This window comes from Nocardia exalbida NBRC 100660, assembly GCF_000308575.1.
In the GTDB taxonomy this organism is placed as follows: Bacteria; Actinomycetota; Actinomycetes; order Mycobacteriales; family Mycobacteriaceae; genus Nocardia; species Nocardia exalbida.
This window is the reverse complement of record NZ_BAFZ01000114.1, coordinates 1-15048: the sequence shown is the minus strand read 5'-3', so window position 1 is coordinate 15048 and position 15048 is coordinate 1. Positions and strand designations below refer to the sequence as shown.

Here is a 15048-nt window from a genome sequence, read left to right as displayed (position 1 = left end):
CGGGCGATCTTGTCCAGCCTCTTGGGCGTGCGCGTCGGTAGAGTTCTTCGCATGCGGATCAAGTCGGCAGTCGGCATCACGGCAGCCTTGGTGCTCGCACTGGCGGGGTGCGGTTCGGGGGAGGAGACCGAGGACTCGGGTCCGTCCCGTCCGGCGCCGAAAGTGGTGGCGCTCGGACCGTTCGTCGGGGAGTGTGGTCACGTGACCGACGACGAGGTGCGCACTCTCGGTGGGCTCGGCCGGATCTCCGGAGTGTTCCGCAACGCCATCGGCTGCAACTGGCAGTCGGCCGGAATCGGTTCGCCGAGTATCACATTCGCTTCCTACCGGGGCAGTCCCATCGAACGGGAACGGGCGTGGGTGACGGTCAACGGCCGCGCGCCCGATCCGATAAAAGTGGGTGGGAGGGATGGCTTCGCCGCTTTGGATCCCACCGGCGTGATCTGCGATCTGGCGGTGCAACTCGGCGACGACTTCTTCGAGTGGTCCACCAACATCGGCTCGTTCGGCGCGGTGTCCGGCAACCCGTGTGACCGGAGCCGCGCTCTGGCCGAGCTGACTCTGCAACGGATTCAGTGAGGGGTGACGAGTGAACGTCGGCCGAGACCTGTGCAGGCGCGGCGCGGCCGCTGCCGCCGCGGTGGTCCTCGCGTTGTCCGTGGTCGGGTGCAGCCAGGTGATCTCCGGAAACGCGCAGCCGGTGGGCGCGAGCCAGCCGGTCAACACCAGGCTGGATAAATTGCTGCGGGAATGCGAGATCCTCTCCCACGACCAGATCGGCGAGGCGATCGGTGAGAGCGTCCAGGTGAGCGACTCGTTCTTCGGCGCCGTCTGCATGTGGGACCTGATCGGCGCGCCCGGCGGTAATGGGATGGCCACGCTCAACTGGTACGAGAACGGGACGCTGAGCAACGAGAAGCAGACGAACAGCAAGCTCGGCTACGAAACCACCAACATCACCATCCAGAGTTCGCTGGCATTGCAGATCCGCAGGCCGAAGGACCCGGACTCCTGCGGTGTGACGGCGAGTGCGCCGGACAACGGCGTGATCGGCTGGTGGATCAACTACCGGCCCGGCTCGGGCCACCCTGATCCGTGCGACGCGGCGAAGAAGCTGATGGAAATGACCTTGAACCTGGCCAGGTAGACGATCCTCGAACCGACCCGCTTTGACCCTGTGTCCCGGCCACGGGTATCGTGGATCGCTGTGCCCGGAAGCATACGGGCAAGTTCGTGCGTGACCGTAGGCCAGCGAAAGCGGCCGACGACTCCAGCGTGCCCGGATTAAGGGCTCCGCGCCGCGCGCGACACGCCCGACCTCGGGACGCGAGAAACGTGGCCGGACGTGCGAGTGAAAGCTCGATGACAGCGGTGTGAACGACGGGCCCGGAAATGGAAGCTTGCTTCCACGACGGGCCCCGGGAGCGCCGCGAACTCATAACAGACATGAAGTCCACACACCGCGTTAACTAATAAGGAAAGCCGGTCTATGCCAACCATCAACCAGCTGGTCCGCAAGGGTCGCCGCGACAAGGTCTCCAAGACGAAGACCGCGGCCCTGAAGGGGAGCCCGCAGCGTCGTGGCGTGTGCACCCGCGTGTACACCACGACCCCGAAGAAGCCGAACTCCGCGCTGCGCAAGGTCGCGCGTGTTCGCCTGACCAGCTCGGTCGAGGTCACGGCCTACATTCCGGGCGAGGGCCACAACCTGCAGGAGCACTCGATGGTGCTCGTGCGTGGCGGTCGTGTGAAGGACCTCCCCGGTGTCCGCTACAAGATCATCCGTGGCTCGCTCGACACCCAGGGTGTGAAGAACCGCAAGCAGGCCCGCAGCCGTTACGGCGCCAAGAAGGAGAAGAGCTGATATGCCACGCAAGGGCCCCGCACCCAAGCGTCCGCTGATCAACGACCCGGTCTACGGGTCGCCGCTGGTCACTCAGCTGGTCAACAAGATCTTGCTGGACGGCAAGAAGTCCACCGCCGAGCGCATCGTCTACGGCGCGCTGGAGCAGGCGCGCGAGAAGACCGGCACCGATCCGGTCGTCACGCTCAAGCGCGCGCTGGACAACGTCAAGCCCGCACTCGAGGTCAAGCCGCGCCGCGTCGGTGGCGCCACCTACCAGGTGCCGGTGGAGGTCCGTCCGGGCCGCTCCAACACGCTGGCGCTGCGCTGGCTGGTCAACTACTCGCGGGCTCGCCGGGAGAAGACCATGGTCGAGCGCCTGGCCAACGAACTGCTCGACGCCAGCAACGGCCTCGGCGCCTCGGTCAAGCGTCGCGAGGACACCCACAAGATGGCCGAGTCCAACCGGGCCTTCGCGCACTACCGCTGGTGACGTCTACCCGGCCCGCCGTCTGGGTCGGGAGGCACAGCCGGAACGCGGCACTCACCGGCCGCGTCCGGCGTTGACATAGAGGCGACCACAGGGTCGTCCCCGATAATCCCAACTAGCTACGAGCGGGGAAGATTTCCGTGGCACAGGACGTGCTCACCGACCTGAACAAGGTCCGCAACATCGGCATCATGGCCCACATCGATGCGGGCAAGACGACCACAACCGAACGCATCCTCTTCTACACCGGCATCACCTACAAGATCGGTGAGGTCCACGACGGCGCCGCCACGATGGACTGGATGGAGCAGGAGCAGGAGCGTGGTATCACCATCACCTCCGCGGCTACCACGTGCTTCTGGAAAGACAACCAGATCAACATCATCGACACCCCCGGGCACGTCGACTTCACCGTGGAGGTGGAGCGGTCGCTGCGCGTGCTCGACGGCGCCGTCGCGGTGTTCGACGGCAAGGAAGGCGTCGAGCCGCAGTCCGAGCAGGTGTGGCGTCAGGCGGACAAGTACGACGTGCCGCGGATCTGCTTCGTCAACAAGATGGACAAGCTCGGTGCGGACTTCTACTTCACCGTGCAGACCATCAAGGACCGCCTCGGCGCGAAGCCGCTGGTCATCCAGCTGCCGATCGGCGCGGAGGACACCTTCGAGGGCATCATCGACCTGGTCGAGAACAACGCGAAGGTCTGGCGCGGCGAGACCAAGCTCGGCGAGCAGTACGAGGTCGTCGAGATCCCGGACGACCTGAAGGAGAGGGCCGAGCAGTACCGCCAGGAGCTGCTCGAGACCGTCGCCGAGTCGGACGAGGCGCTGCTGGAGAAGTTCTTCGGCGGCGAAGAGCTGACTGTCGAGGAGATCAAGGGCGCCATCCGCAAGCTGACGGTGACCTCCGAGCTCTACCCGGTGCTGTGCGGCTCCGCGTTCAAGAACAAGGGCGTGCAGCCCATGCTGGACGCGGTCATCGACTACCTGCCCTCGCCGCTGGACGTGGAGGCCACCACCGGCCACGTGCCCGGCAAGGAAGAGGAGCTGCTCACCCGCAAGCCGAGCGCCGACGAGCCGTTCGCGGCCCTGGCGTTCAAGATCGCGGTGCACCCGTTCTTCGGCAAGCTGACCTACGTCCGGGTGTACTCCGGCAAGGTCGACTCCGGCGCCCAGGTCATCAACTCGACCAAGGGCAAGAAGGAGCGTCTGGGCAAGCTGTTCCAGATGCACTCCAACAAGGAGAACCCGGTCGGCGCCGCCTCGGCGGGCCACATCTACGCGGTCATCGGCCTGAAGGACACCACCACCGGTGACACCCTGTGCGATCCGCAGAACCAGATCGTGCTCGAGTCCATGACCTTCCCGGACCCGGTCATCGAGGTCTCCATCGAGCCGAAGACCAAGTCCGACCAGGAGAAGCTGGGCACCGCGATCCAGCGCCTGTCCGAAGAGGACCCGACCTTCTCGGTCAAGCTCGACCAGGAGACCGGCCAGACCGTCATCGGCGGTATGGGCGAGCTCCACCTCGACATCCTGGTCGACCGCATGCGCCGCGAGTTCAAGGTCGAGGCGAACGTCGGTAAGCCGCAGGTGGCCTACCGCGAGACGATCACCAAGCGGGTCGAGAAGCTCGAGTACACGCACAAGAAGCAGACCGGTGGTTCCGGCCAGTTCGCGAAGGTGATCATCGCGCTCGAGCCGTTCGTCGGCGAAGACGGCGCGCACTACGAATTCGAGAACAAGGTCACCGGTGGCCGTGTGCCGAAGGAGTACATCCCTTCGGTGGACGCCGGCGCCCAGGACGCCATGCAGTACGGTGTGCTCGCCGGCTACCCGCTGGTGAACATGAAGGTCACGCTGCTCGACGGTGCCTACCACGACGTCGACTCGTCGGAAATGGCGTTCAAGATCGCAGGTGCGCAGGCGCTCAAGGAAGCGGCTCGCAAGGCCGGTCCGGTGATCCTCGAGCCGCTGATGGCGGTCGAGGTCACCACGCCCGAGGACTACATGGGCGACGTGATCGGCGACCTGAACTCCCGCCGTGGTCAGATCCAGGCCATGGAGGAACGCAGTGGTGCCCGTGTCGTCAAGGCGCTGGTTCCGCTCTCGGAGATGTTCGGTTACATCGGTGACCTGCGGTCGAAGACCCAGGGCCGGGCGAACTACTCCATGGTGTTCGACTCGTACGCGGAGGTTCCGGCCAACGTGTCGAAGGAGATCATCGCCAAGGCGACCGGCGAGTAAATGGCTCCCGGGCGTTTGTAATACCCCTTTCCCCGTCTCCGCGGGGATGACCCCGCACTGCTGCAACTGCACGCACCAACAAGTCCAGGAGGACAAACAGTGGCGAAGGCGAAGTTCGAGCGGACGAAGCCGCACGTCAACATCGGCACCATCGGTCACGTCGACCACGGCAAGACCACGCTGACCGCAGCGATCACCAAGGTGCTGGCTGACAAGTACCCGGATCTGAACGAGAGCTTCGCGTTCGATCAGATCGACAAGGCGCCGGAGGAGAAGGCTCGTGGTATCACGATCAACATCTCCCACGTCGAATACCAGACGGAGAAGCGCCACTACGCGCACGTCGACGCCCCGGGTCACGCCGACTACATCAAGAACATGATCACCGGTGCGGCGCAGATGGACGGTGCCATCCTCGTGGTCGCCGCCACCGACGGCCCGATGCCGCAGACCCGTGAGCACGTGCTGCTCGCCCGTCAGGTCGGCGTGCCCTACATCCTGGTCGCGCTGAACAAGGCCGACATGGTCGACGACGAGGAGATCCTCGAGCTCGTCGAGATGGAGGTCCGCGAGCTGCTGGCCTCGCAGGAGTTCGACGAGGACGCGCCGGTCGTGCGGGTCTCCGGTCTGAAGGCGCTCGAGGGCGACCCGAAGTGGTCGGAGTCGGTGCTGGAGCTGATGGCCGCGGTGGACGAGTCCATCCCGGACCCGGTTCGTGAGACCGACAAGCCGTTCCTGATGCCGGTCGAGGACGTGTTCACGATCACCGGTCGTGGCACCGTCGTCACCGGTCGCGTCGAGCGTGGCGTGATCAACGTGAACGAGGAAGTCGAGATCGTCGGCATCCGCCCGGAGAAGACCAAGACCACGGTCACCGGTATCGAGATGTTCCGCAAGCTGCTCGACCAGGGCCAGGCGGGCGACAACGTCGGTCTGCTGGTTCGTGGTATCAAGCGTGAGGACGTGGAGCGCGGCCAGGTCGTCGTGAAGCCGGGCACCACCACCCCGCACACCGAGTTCGAGGGCCAGGCGTACATCCTGTCGAAGGACGAGGGCGGCCGCCACACCCCGTTCTTCAACAACTACCGTCCGCAGTTCTACTTCCGTACGACTGACGTGACGGGCGTTGTGACCCTGCCCGAGGGCACCGAGATGGTCATGCCCGGTGACAACACCGAGATGCTCGTCAAGCTGATCCAGCCGGTCGCCATGGACGAGGGTCTGCGCTTCGCGATCCGCGAGGGTGGCCGCACCGTCGGCGCCGGTCGCGTCACGAAGATCATCAAGTGATTCACTGAATCGCTGGGAACGGCGCCGCTCCGAAAGGGGCGGCGCCGTTCGCGTTTTCGGGGGCGAACGGCTGTGCAGATGCGCCGAGCGCCGATGCGGGGATCGGGTGCTACAGCTCAGCAGGCGTAAGCGCGGCCGACAACCGATTCGCGCTCCGCATCCGGTAGTTCGCGCAGGCAGCCGAGCGGAACGACGCCTTCACTGCTCAGCTGGACGCCACTGCCCGTAGTGGGGTTCACGCAGGTGAGGCCGGTCGTCGCGAGGCGGCAGAGGTACGCGCCGAAGGTGACGGTGCTGTCATACGGCAACGTCGCGCCCTCGCCGTTGATGAAAAGTCCTGGATCACCACGGAACCGGCCCACGGTCAATCGCTGACCGGAATAGGACACATACCCGCCGAACCATTGGCCGTAGCCCTCACCCGGCGCGGGGACCGGGTCCGTCAGGCTGACCATGCAGTCGAATCCGTCCATTTCCAGGGCGGTCCCGGTGATGCAACTGATCTTGCGGGTCGGGCTGACGAACGCGATATCTTCCCGCAGGTCGGTCACCGGACCGCCGTCGATCCGAGCCGAGTGAAAGCCGGTGAGATCAACCGGTGTACCTTGCCGAACCCAGGCGATCCGATCGCGCAGGTCCCCGGCCGTCTCCGGCGCGCCCGACTGCGAGGCCCCCGCTACCGGGTGCGGCCTTCCCGTCGTGGTGTGCGCGCAGCCACCCAGCAGCAGCACCAATCCCACCGCAACCATCCATCGCATGCTGCTCACAATATCTCTGCGCCGCAGTCGAATTCGCCTTCGCGGACCGGGCCGTCGCGCTCCCCGCATTTTCATTGGCATGCGGGGGAGTTCGCGGTGGTGACCAGCAGGTGGTGCAGCACCTGCGCGGGCGGCGCGGCCTGTGTGGCGTTGAGGACGACGTCGGTGAAGGCCTCGGCGAGCGCGGCGGCGGGCTGAAACCGCCCGCGGTCGAAGCTGTGGCCGCTCAACCGCGACCGCCATTCCTGGAAGCCGGCCACCGTGCGATTCAGCGAGCTCTTGTCCTCCGGGTTCAGCTGCGGTAGATACGCCGTCAGCAGCGCACGCCGCGCGGCGTCGCGAGCACGGAAGCGGCCTGCCCCGTCGAGCGCTCTACCGAGTTCTCGCACGATCGACGAGTACACCGGCCGCCGTGCGCATCCCGGCGCGAGCAGGCCCGCGTTGTCGGCCGTGGTGACGGTTCGCTGCAATTGCCGGGGATCGGTGGCAGCACGCAGCGCCAGCACGATACGTGCGGTAGGCAGCGTTTCGGCCGCCCCCGGAAGGTGCTGATCGGGAGCGCCATCGAAGTCGCGCGCTGCGTCCGGTGCGGTGACCGAATCCCATTCCAGCAGAGCCGTTTCACCGTCGGTCAGTTCCTCGATCCCGATGGCGCGCAGGGCTATCTGCGGGTATCGCGGCAGCACGTCGTCCACTGCGGCGACGATCTCGGTCAGTACCTCTACCGCTACACCCGGAGTGTCGAAGCCGAAGGCTCGCACGCCGTGGCGCTCGGCCAGTTCTCTGGCCAGACGGGCCGCGATCGACTCGCCGGAGGCGTTCACCTTCCGGTCCGGTTTCTCGTCTTTCCGATCGGGTCGTGCGGTGGGTCGGCCGGGCATCCGCGGCGGAGAACTGGGTGTGCCCGCGTCCGGGGCGGACACTCTCGGCGGTCGACCTGCGGTGTTGGACCACGGTGTGCTCGACCCCGGCGCGGCGGATTGCTTCGCGGCGGATGGCGTGGCGGCGGCTTGCGAGGCAGCGGTTCGCCTCGTTTCGGCATTGGTTCTCGTCCACGGCGACGACGGCCGATTGTCCGGTGCGGGCCGGGTGAGCGCGGCATCCGCCCGATGAGCCGGGTTCACACTCGGGCCGGGTGAGCCCGGCTGCTCGGTGCCGCGATGATCGGCGCCGTTCGGATTCCCCTCGGCCTGGCCCGGCCGTTGACCCGAGGCGGACTCGTCGCCGGGCGTGCCCGGGGTTCGAGCGGGTGGCGCAGACGAGAGCGGTGCCCGATCAGCCGGTGAGCCGGCGTCGGAAGTCGGTTGTCTCGGCGCCGGCGCCGAGACGGCCGCAGTGGGCACGGGAGATCCCGCGAACGGCTGCGCGGCGGCGGTGGGTACGTCCGCGGCGCTGGGGTCGAGCCGATGGGTGGGGCCGGCGTCGACACGCACTGGAAGCGCGGCCGGATCGTTCCGGATTCCATCGGCGGCGTTGTGGATACGCTGCCCGATGGCCCGGTCCTGGTTCTCGAAGTTCTCCGCGAGGTGGCGCAGATCGGTGCCGGCCTGTTGGAGGGCCTCGACGAGGCTGTTCAAGTCGGTCATCGTCCGTTGGTATTCCGGAACGTAGGATTCGGCGAACGCGTGGCCGGCATCGTCTTTGCCCCAGGGTTCGCCTTCCCCCGCCAGGGCAGTGCGCAGCTTCCGCACGGTAGCCGCCACATCCGCCCCGATCTGGTCGAACCGCGGTGCGTGATCGCGCAACTTATCCGGGTCGACCGAAAATTTCTCGCCCACACCTGCTCCCTACGTACTGCGATCCATTGTCGCGGCAGCGCGGTCGCATTTCTCGCCTGCGGTGAGACCGCCGCCGCACGGAGCGTTCGATCGCGGCCACACCTCCCCGGGCCCCCGAAAGTATTGTCTGGCGGAATGCTGGGTTCGGAGATAAAGGTTCGAATTGCTGTCTCCTCCGGTAGTTGCATTCTGAACAGTTCGTGACCGTGTCGCGCTGCCTGTCGGCCGGTATCTCTCCTGGTCGGGCTTATCGCCACAGTTGGGAATAGTTCGCGCGGTCCGTTATGTCTAGATAGTCTCGCAGCGACTGTGAGGGTGCCGGGAGGCAAGCTGCGATGGAATCGAGCGGTTTGCTGGCCGAGGTGCCCTCGGCTGTACGGGAATTGGTCCTCGGCCACTGGCCGGAGACCGACGTCGACGGAATGCGTCGTAATGGCGACGCGTACCTGGTGGCGTCCGGTGAATTGAACAACTCGGCCGACCGATACGAGACCGAGGCGGCGGGCACCGAGCAGGCCGTTGAGGGCGCCACGTCGACGGCGCTGATCGAACGCCACGGTGTGGTCGTGAAATCCATGCGTGATCAGGCGGCGGTGTGTCAGAGCCTGGGCAAGCAGTGCCACGACGTCGCCGATTCGGCTGTTCAGACGCAACATCTGCTGACCGCGATGGGGATCGCGCTGGCGGCTCAATTGGCCTATGACGCACTGCTGTTCTTCCAAGGTGGTGGCGCGAAGGCGCTGATCGATCGGATCGAGGCCGAGCAGGCGATGGCCGCCGCGGCTGCGCGACTGGCCGCGGAGGTGGGCGAGCGGGCGGTCGCGGGCGCGGCGGAACGAGCCGCGCTGCACACCGCAGTCCACGCGGCGAAGATCGGGCTTCTGACAAGTGCCGCGATCAGTGGTGGCGCACAGCTGTGGGACCTCGAGGCCGGCGTGCGCGACAAGTTCGACGTGGGCGCCTTCTTGGAAATGCTCCTGGGTGGTGTGGTCGGCGGCGTTGCGGGTGCGGAGGTCGGGCGCAGGCTCGCGCCGCGCGTGCTGGGCTGGACGCGCGGCAGAGCGGTCAGTCCCTCCGGCCGGCTCGCCGCGCACTTGGGCGGCACGATGCTGCTCGGCGGCGCCGGCGGCCTCGCGGGTGGTCTGGCCGGTGCGGTGCCCTCGGTACTGATCCACCTGGACGAGATCCACAGCCTCGGTGATCTGTTCAAGATGGTTCGCGAATCCGCGATCACCGGCTTCGGCAGCGGGTTCGTCGGCGCGGCGGGTAGTGCGATCCGAGTCCACGCCGCGGGCCGCAACGCGGTGCGTTCCGAAAGCGACGCACCTCGACTCGGTCTGCGCCACTGGGAATTCGCGTCACGCGTCAATGAGCTGTTGAGCTCGGGTGAACCACCGCGGGTGGAGGCGATCGAGCGATTCACCACCGAGGGCAAGTCGGCGAAAGTGGTGGAGCGGCTCGTCTTCCACGACGGCACCGAGGTGATCCACAAGGTGGTCTCCGATCCGCAACACGCACACGCGGAATTCCTGAGTTCGCTGGTCGGCGACGCGGTGGGCGCACGGGTGCCCGCGGTGCATGTCATCGGCGACCACGTCTACATGGAGGTCGTGCCCGGCACGGTGGCGGCGGACACGTATCCGCGAAGGGCGTTCCCGCCGGACGTCATCAGCGGTCCTACCGGAATGCGCCAAGGCGTCATGGACGTGCTGATACGAATGCCCGATCGCAATAGCGATAACTGGATGGTCGACCCGGCCGGGAACGTGTGGGGAATAGACCACAGCCGCGCATTCGAGAACTTCCCCGACGCGCAGTATGTCGCCGGGCCCTTCGCGGAGAACTTCCTGCGCTACGGAGACAACTCCGAAATCCTGTGGAACGACCACACTCTTACTCGACCGGAACTGCACGAGATCCGGCAGCGGGTCGAAGAGCTGAGCCCGGTCTTCCACGCCGCGGGCCATCGGGACTGGTACGACGGCATGCTCCAGCGGATGACCGCGTTGGAGGATCATGCCGCGGGTGGTGGTGGTGACGCCGGGCGTGGGGTCCTGCCGCCCGTGTCACCGCAGTCCCCCGGCTCCGCGCCGGGAATGGTCCCTGGTGACGGGCGTGCGGTGTCCGTCACGCCACGACAAGACCGGCCGCCGGGGACCGACGCGTATGGGCGCGACAGCAGACCGCCCACACCGCGCGGTAACGAGGTCAGCGGCTCGGCGGTCGCGCCACGCGGCCGCAGCGACCAGCCGCCGCCGCTGCCACGGAATGCCGATGGCCCGCTCGTGCGGCAGGAGGAGCTGACGCCGCGGGTCCCGGTCGACGAGGTGGCCTCGGATGGTCGGCCGCCGGTGCGGGACGATTCGCGGGTTCCGGACGAGTCGAGTCCGCGTCCTCCGGTCGATGAGGCGAACCCGGCCGGGCGTCAGTCGACAGCCGATGAGGCTCCGGCGACGCCCAATGATCCGACGCCTCGCGCGCGGACCGACGAACCGACGTATGACGGCCCGCCGACACGGCCGCAGCCGCGGGTCGAGCTACACGACCAACCGGCGAGCCAGGACGGCTACAGGCTCGCGGCGGATGCCCCTCCCGCCGGATTCACCCAGTTCTACCGTCATCCCGACGGTGGCTACGTCGACATGGTGCTGAACGGCCCCGACAACGCGCGCCTTCAGCTTCGCCTGATTCCAGGCCAGGAGTACGTGCTCGGTCGTGGTGACGGCGCGCTGCTGGAACACATGGCAGGCGAGCGAGTTTCGCGCCGCCACGCGACTATAACGGTGGACGAGCAAGGCCACGTCCTGCTTCGAGACGACAACTCGATGAACGGCACCTTCGTCGACGGTAAACAGCTGACCGACGGTCGCTGGGTGCGGATCTACGACGGCCAAGACGTCATGTTCAGTCGCGATCTGGAACTCGGCGTCACGTTCCAGCGTCAGATGGCCGAGGTGCGACTGTTCGGCAACGACGGACCCGTTCTGAAGCTCCACCGCGGCCAGGAGATCGAGATCGGTCGTGGGATGGTGCACCCCGAAGCGCCCGGGCGCGAGAGTATCTCGCGACGCCACGCGATCGTCGGCATGGATGAGAACGGCCGGGTATGGATCCGGGACGCTGATTCCAGCAACGGCACCAGAGTCAACGGCGATCGGCTCGGCACGGGCGAGCGCCGGATACTGGAGCCGGGGGACGACCTGCGCCTCGGCTGGTATGACAGTACGGCGCAATTCGTCCCGACGGATGCGACGATCGAGGTCGATCCGGTCCGCGTGCGAATCGGGAGTGGCGCGGACGCGACACCGGTGCGGCTCGCGCCGGGAGAAACGGTCGTGATCGGTACCGACCAGAACTCACCGTTCGCGTCTCAATTGCGCGGGGTCCCCAATGTCGGCGAACGACACGCGACTCTCGGCTTGGACCACGACGGCCGACTGTGGATCCGGGACCACCCGGGTTCCGAAGGGGTATGGGTCAACGGGGACCGCATCGCTCCGAACCAAAGAGTGACCCTCGCCGAAGGCGACAATCTGGGGATCGGTCCGGATTACGTCGGCACCGCCCGCATCGGTGGCGAGGCGCCGCCCCAGCATCCACCTGCCGAACTGCATTTCGACGCGTTCAAGCGCAAGCTTCCGATTCGCCTCGCACCGGGCCAGGAGGTGTCCGTCGACACCAGTGCGCTCAACGGTCATGCGATGGTGATCGGAAGGCCGGGCAGGGAAGTGGTCGTCGGGCGCGATCTAGACGGTCGTGTCTGGGTGCGCGACCCGGACGGAGACAGCTGGATCGGAACCAAGGTCAACGACGAGACCATCCCGGCGGGGGAGAAGCGGTACCTGAACCCCGGAGACAAGGTGACCTTCGGCGAGGTGTCCAGCAGACTCCAGGTGGGCGAAGAAGCGCCGCTGCAGTTGAGATTGTCCGACGACGAGAGTCTGCCCCCGCTAAGCCTGCGGCGCGGCGAGGAGCTGGTGATCGGCCGTGGGCAGGACTCGCCGATGGCGGATCACCTGGCCGAGAACACGACGGTGTCGCGCCGTCACGCCACCATCTACCGCGACGAGTACGGCGACGTGTATCTGCGCGACGAGAACTCGACCAGAGGGACCTGGGTCGACAACCGCAAGGTCGATCCGGACGTGCCGGTGCGCCTGCGCCCGGGCGACCAGATTCGCCTCGGCGATTGGGTGGGGGCGGCGCGATTCGAGGACGGCCTCCGGGAAAGCGTGCCGCGCGCATTGCCGGTGAAGCTGAACAATGTACACGGCGACGTGTCCCTCGACTTGACACGTGGTGGCGAGCCGCTGCTGCTCGGCCGGGACAGCGCGGAACTGCCCGACAACCTCTCCAACACCAACGCGATATCCCGTCGGCACGCCAGTCTCGGCGTCCACCCATCCGGCCGGGTCTGGATCCGTGACGAAGGATCGACGAACGGCACCTACGTCAATGGGAAACAGGTCCAGCCGGGGACGAAGGTCATGCTGCATCCGGGCGACAGCGTGCGGCTGGCGGACGCGTTCGAGTTCGTCGTCGCCTATCCGCCACCCGAGGGCGGCGCATTCGTGAACATCATCGATCGGACACCCGAGACGTTGCGGATGGTCCAGGACATCGCTCGCGTGCCCAGCCATATCTACGCGCGGGTCAGTGAGCACATGAACGCGGTTCCGGGGGGCGGGATCGTCATCGGAAATCGCCCGATGCTCGAACTGCCCGGTACGGAAAGCCTGGCAGGCAGCACCCCGTACGGCCGCAAACCTGGGACGAGCTGGAATACCGTGCGAGGCGTATACCTGGGCGGCCCGCGGCGGATCGTGATCAACTCCGGCGGGCGGGGCGGTAGCCTCAACGTGGTTCTGCACGAATTCGGGCACGCCGTGGACGCGGCGTACGGTACCGGTGGGAAATGGCTCAGCGATTCGCAGGGGTGGCGCGACCTGCACTCGGTGATGCTCCAGTCCATCGGCAAGAGCAAACAGTGGAACAGTTATTACGATTCACCCAGCGAAGCGTTCGGCGAGGCGTTTTCGGCGTGGCTGCACGGTCCGCAGCAGCTTCGCGATTTCGCTCTCGGTGACCGGCAACTCGCGAACCGGCTGAAGGATTATTTTGACGGCGTATTCGGATGACACCAGCCCGCCCATGCTCGCCGAGGACGGCGAGACGATCCTCGTCCGCTTGCGCGGCCGGACTGAGGACGGCGTCTTCTACAGCGGCTTCGAGGAGTTCCATCCCGGCGACCCCGGTTACGACGAGATGCTCCCGGTCGCGAGAGAAAACCCGGTCTCGGAGTCGGAGCCCATGGAGCGTCCGGTAGACGAAGACACCTTGGCCCGCATCCTGCGGGAAGCAGGATTGGACGGGATGGACTTCGGCAGCGAGTAGCTGGGCCCTCGGCAGGGCACGCAAAACATCGGGCGAGTGGCCGGTCGCCATGTGCAGGGGTCTGCGCTTCGCGATCCGCGAGAGTGGCCACGCATTGGGTGCCGTGAGCGATCTGATCGAGATTAGCTATTCGGATGCTGAAGCTCGGGATGCGTGAATTGGTGGGTGAAATCCGGCTGATTTAAGCATTCAGGCAGCAGAATATGGCGATGCGGACATTTGCCAGATTGTTGCAGTCTGTCGTTGCCGGGGTGCTGGTCGTGGTAGTCGGCCAAGGCATCGTGGCCGCCCCCGCTGTGAGCGACGCCCATTTCCAGTTGCCGTGGCCGACGTCTGAGCTGGACGCGGTGCGGGCGTCGGGAGCAGCGCTGGCGGACGGGATTACCGGCACGGTGCTGTGGTCGCGACAGCCGAACACCTCGGTTCCCATAGCCAGCATCACGAAGGTGATGACAGCACTGGTCGTGATCAACGCAGGCGACCTCGATCGGGCCATCACCGTGCCGCGAGAAGTCATCGCCTACTGCGCCGAGTATGACGGAAGCGACGCAGGCCTGGTCCCCGGCGAGGTGCTCACCGCGCGACAGCTCCTCTACGCGATGATGTTGCCCTCCGGCTGTGACGCCGCCTACGCCCTTGCCGACGCCTACGGTCCCGGTCAAGACGGCTTCATCGCCGAAATGAACCACACTGCGCGTCACATGGGCCTGGCAGGAACATATTTCACCGACCCCAGCGGGCTGCCCACCCCCACCGACCACTCCACCTACTCCACACCGGCGGACCTGGTGGCTCTCGCTCTGCGCGCGATGAGCCTGCCGGTGTTCCGTGACGTCGCCGGGGCGCAGAGCTATCACGTGCCCGCCGGGCCGGGCAACCGCGCTCACTCGTGGCAGACCACGAACCGGCTGCTACGCGACTATCCCGGCACCATCGGCATCAAGACCGGATGGACCGACGCTGCGGGAACCTGCCTGCTGTTCGAGACGGTCAGGGCAGGAATACCGCTGATCGGTGTGGTCCTGCACAGCTCACCCGACAGCGACGTCGCCGCGAAGGACGACGCCGCGCGCATGTTGAACTGGGCCTACGGCCCGATACTGAGCGCGCTGCCGATCGGATAGCGTCGAGTGCGCGGGCTCCTGCGCATTTCGTTGTGCACCAGACGATCTCCGACCTCGGGACGACTGTGGCCGTTGCCCGCGGGCTCGTACAGCCGGCGCATGCAGGCACACAGGGGACAGGTGCGGAC

At 66.4% G+C, this 15048-nt stretch carries 11 protein-coding genes; 9 read left to right on the top strand and 2 right to left on the bottom strand.

Annotated features, from left to right (window positions below; all coding sequences use genetic code 11):
* Positions 1-51 precede the first annotated feature (51 nt).
* The 6 genes from ON29_RS25715 to tuf all read left to right on the top strand — a co-directional run bounded on the left by ON29_RS25715 (position 52) and on the right by tuf (position 5866).
* Positions 52-579: a DUF3558 domain-containing protein gene (locus tag ON29_RS25715; protein WP_040870258.1), complete on the top strand. Its 528-nt coding sequence runs from the start codon at positions 52-54 to the stop codon at positions 577-579.
* Between the two features lie 10 nt (positions 580-589).
* Positions 590-1147 carry a DUF3558 domain-containing protein gene (locus ON29_RS25710; protein ID WP_051175589.1) on the top strand — a complete coding sequence of 186 codons (558 nt, stop codon included), beginning with the start codon at positions 590-592 and terminating at the stop codon, positions 1145-1147.
* A 342-nt stretch (positions 1148-1489) separates the two neighbouring features.
* A complete protein-coding gene (gene rpsL, locus ON29_RS25705; RefSeq protein WP_040870256.1) occupies positions 1490-1864 on the top strand; it encodes a 30S ribosomal protein S12 in 375 nt (124 codons plus the stop codon).
* 1 nt (position 1865) lies between these two features.
* A complete protein-coding gene (gene rpsG, locus ON29_RS25700; RefSeq protein WP_040739280.1) occupies positions 1866-2336 on the top strand; it encodes a 30S ribosomal protein S7 in 471 nt (156 codons plus the stop codon).
* Positions 2337-2473: 137 nt separating this feature from the next.
* Entirely contained in the window at positions 2474-4576 is a 2103-nt protein-coding gene (gene fusA / locus ON29_RS25695; protein ID WP_040870255.1) for an elongation factor G, read from the top strand.
* Between the two features lie 99 nt (positions 4577-4675).
* The gene (gene tuf, locus ON29_RS25690) at positions 4676-5866 is read left to right on the top strand and encodes an elongation factor Tu (RefSeq protein ID WP_040870253.1); all 1191 of its coding nucleotides are present in this window, start codon (positions 4676-4678) and stop codon (positions 5864-5866) included.
* A gap of 116 nt (positions 5867-5982) precedes the next feature.
* On the opposite strand, the gene ON29_RS25685 is transcribed toward tuf, so the two are convergent.
* Positions 5983-6624: a hypothetical protein gene (locus ON29_RS25685; protein WP_051175588.1), complete on the bottom strand. Its 642-nt coding sequence runs from the start codon at positions 6622-6624 to the stop codon at positions 5983-5985.
* 71 nt (positions 6625-6695) lie between these two features.
* Positions 6696-8402 carry a WXG100 family type VII secretion target gene (locus tag ON29_RS38010; RefSeq protein ID WP_051175587.1) on the bottom strand — a complete coding sequence of 569 codons (1707 nt, stop codon included), beginning with the start codon at positions 8400-8402 and terminating at the stop codon, positions 6696-6698.
* 335 nt (positions 8403-8737) lie between these two features.
* Here ON29_RS38010 and ON29_RS25675 point away from each other — a divergent pair, with 335 nt between their 5' ends.
* The 3 genes from ON29_RS25675 (at position 8738) to ON29_RS25665 (ending at position 14920) form a co-directional block, all read left to right on the top strand.
* Positions 8738-13540 carry an FHA domain-containing protein gene (locus ON29_RS25675; protein ID WP_040870251.1) on the top strand — a complete coding sequence of 1601 codons (4803 nt, stop codon included), beginning with the start codon at positions 8738-8740 and terminating at the stop codon, positions 13538-13540.
* Positions 13521-13796 (top strand): hypothetical protein, encoded by a 276-nt coding sequence (locus tag ON29_RS25670; protein ID WP_157172902.1) that lies wholly within the window; start codon positions 13521-13523, stop codon positions 13794-13796. The genes ON29_RS25675 and ON29_RS25670 overlap by 20 nt, the downstream gene beginning before the upstream one ends.
* A 209-nt stretch (positions 13797-14005) precedes the next feature.
* Complete coding sequence (locus ON29_RS25665) at positions 14006-14920, top strand: D-alanyl-D-alanine carboxypeptidase family protein (RefSeq protein ID WP_040870292.1); 915 nt, start codon at positions 14006-14008, stop codon at positions 14918-14920.
* Positions 14921-15048: the final 128 nt, after the last annotated feature.

What these genes read in the sequence shown, in the direction of transcription:
- ON29_RS25715 (WP_040870258.1), top strand. Translation starts at nt 52, where the DNA reads ATGCGGATCAAGTCGGCAGTCGGCATCACGGCAGCCTTGGTGCTCGCA.
- rpsL (WP_040870256.1), top strand. Translation starts at nt 1,490, where the DNA reads ATGCCAACCATCAACCAGCTGGTCCGCAAGGGTCGCCGCGACAAGGTC.
- rpsG (WP_040739280.1), top strand. Translation starts at nt 1,866, where the DNA reads ATGCCACGCAAGGGCCCCGCACCCAAGCGTCCGCTGATCAACGACCCG.
- ON29_RS25685 (WP_051175588.1), bottom strand. Translation starts at nt 6,624, where the DNA reads ATGCGATGGATGGTTGCGGTGGGATTGGTGCTGCTGCTGGGTGGCTGC.
- ON29_RS25675 (WP_040870251.1), top strand. Translation starts at nt 8,738, where the DNA reads ATGGAATCGAGCGGTTTGCTGGCCGAGGTGCCCTCGGCTGTACGGGAA.
- ON29_RS25665 (WP_040870292.1), top strand. Translation starts at nt 14,006, where the DNA reads ATGCGGACATTTGCCAGATTGTTGCAGTCTGTCGTTGCCGGGGTGCTG.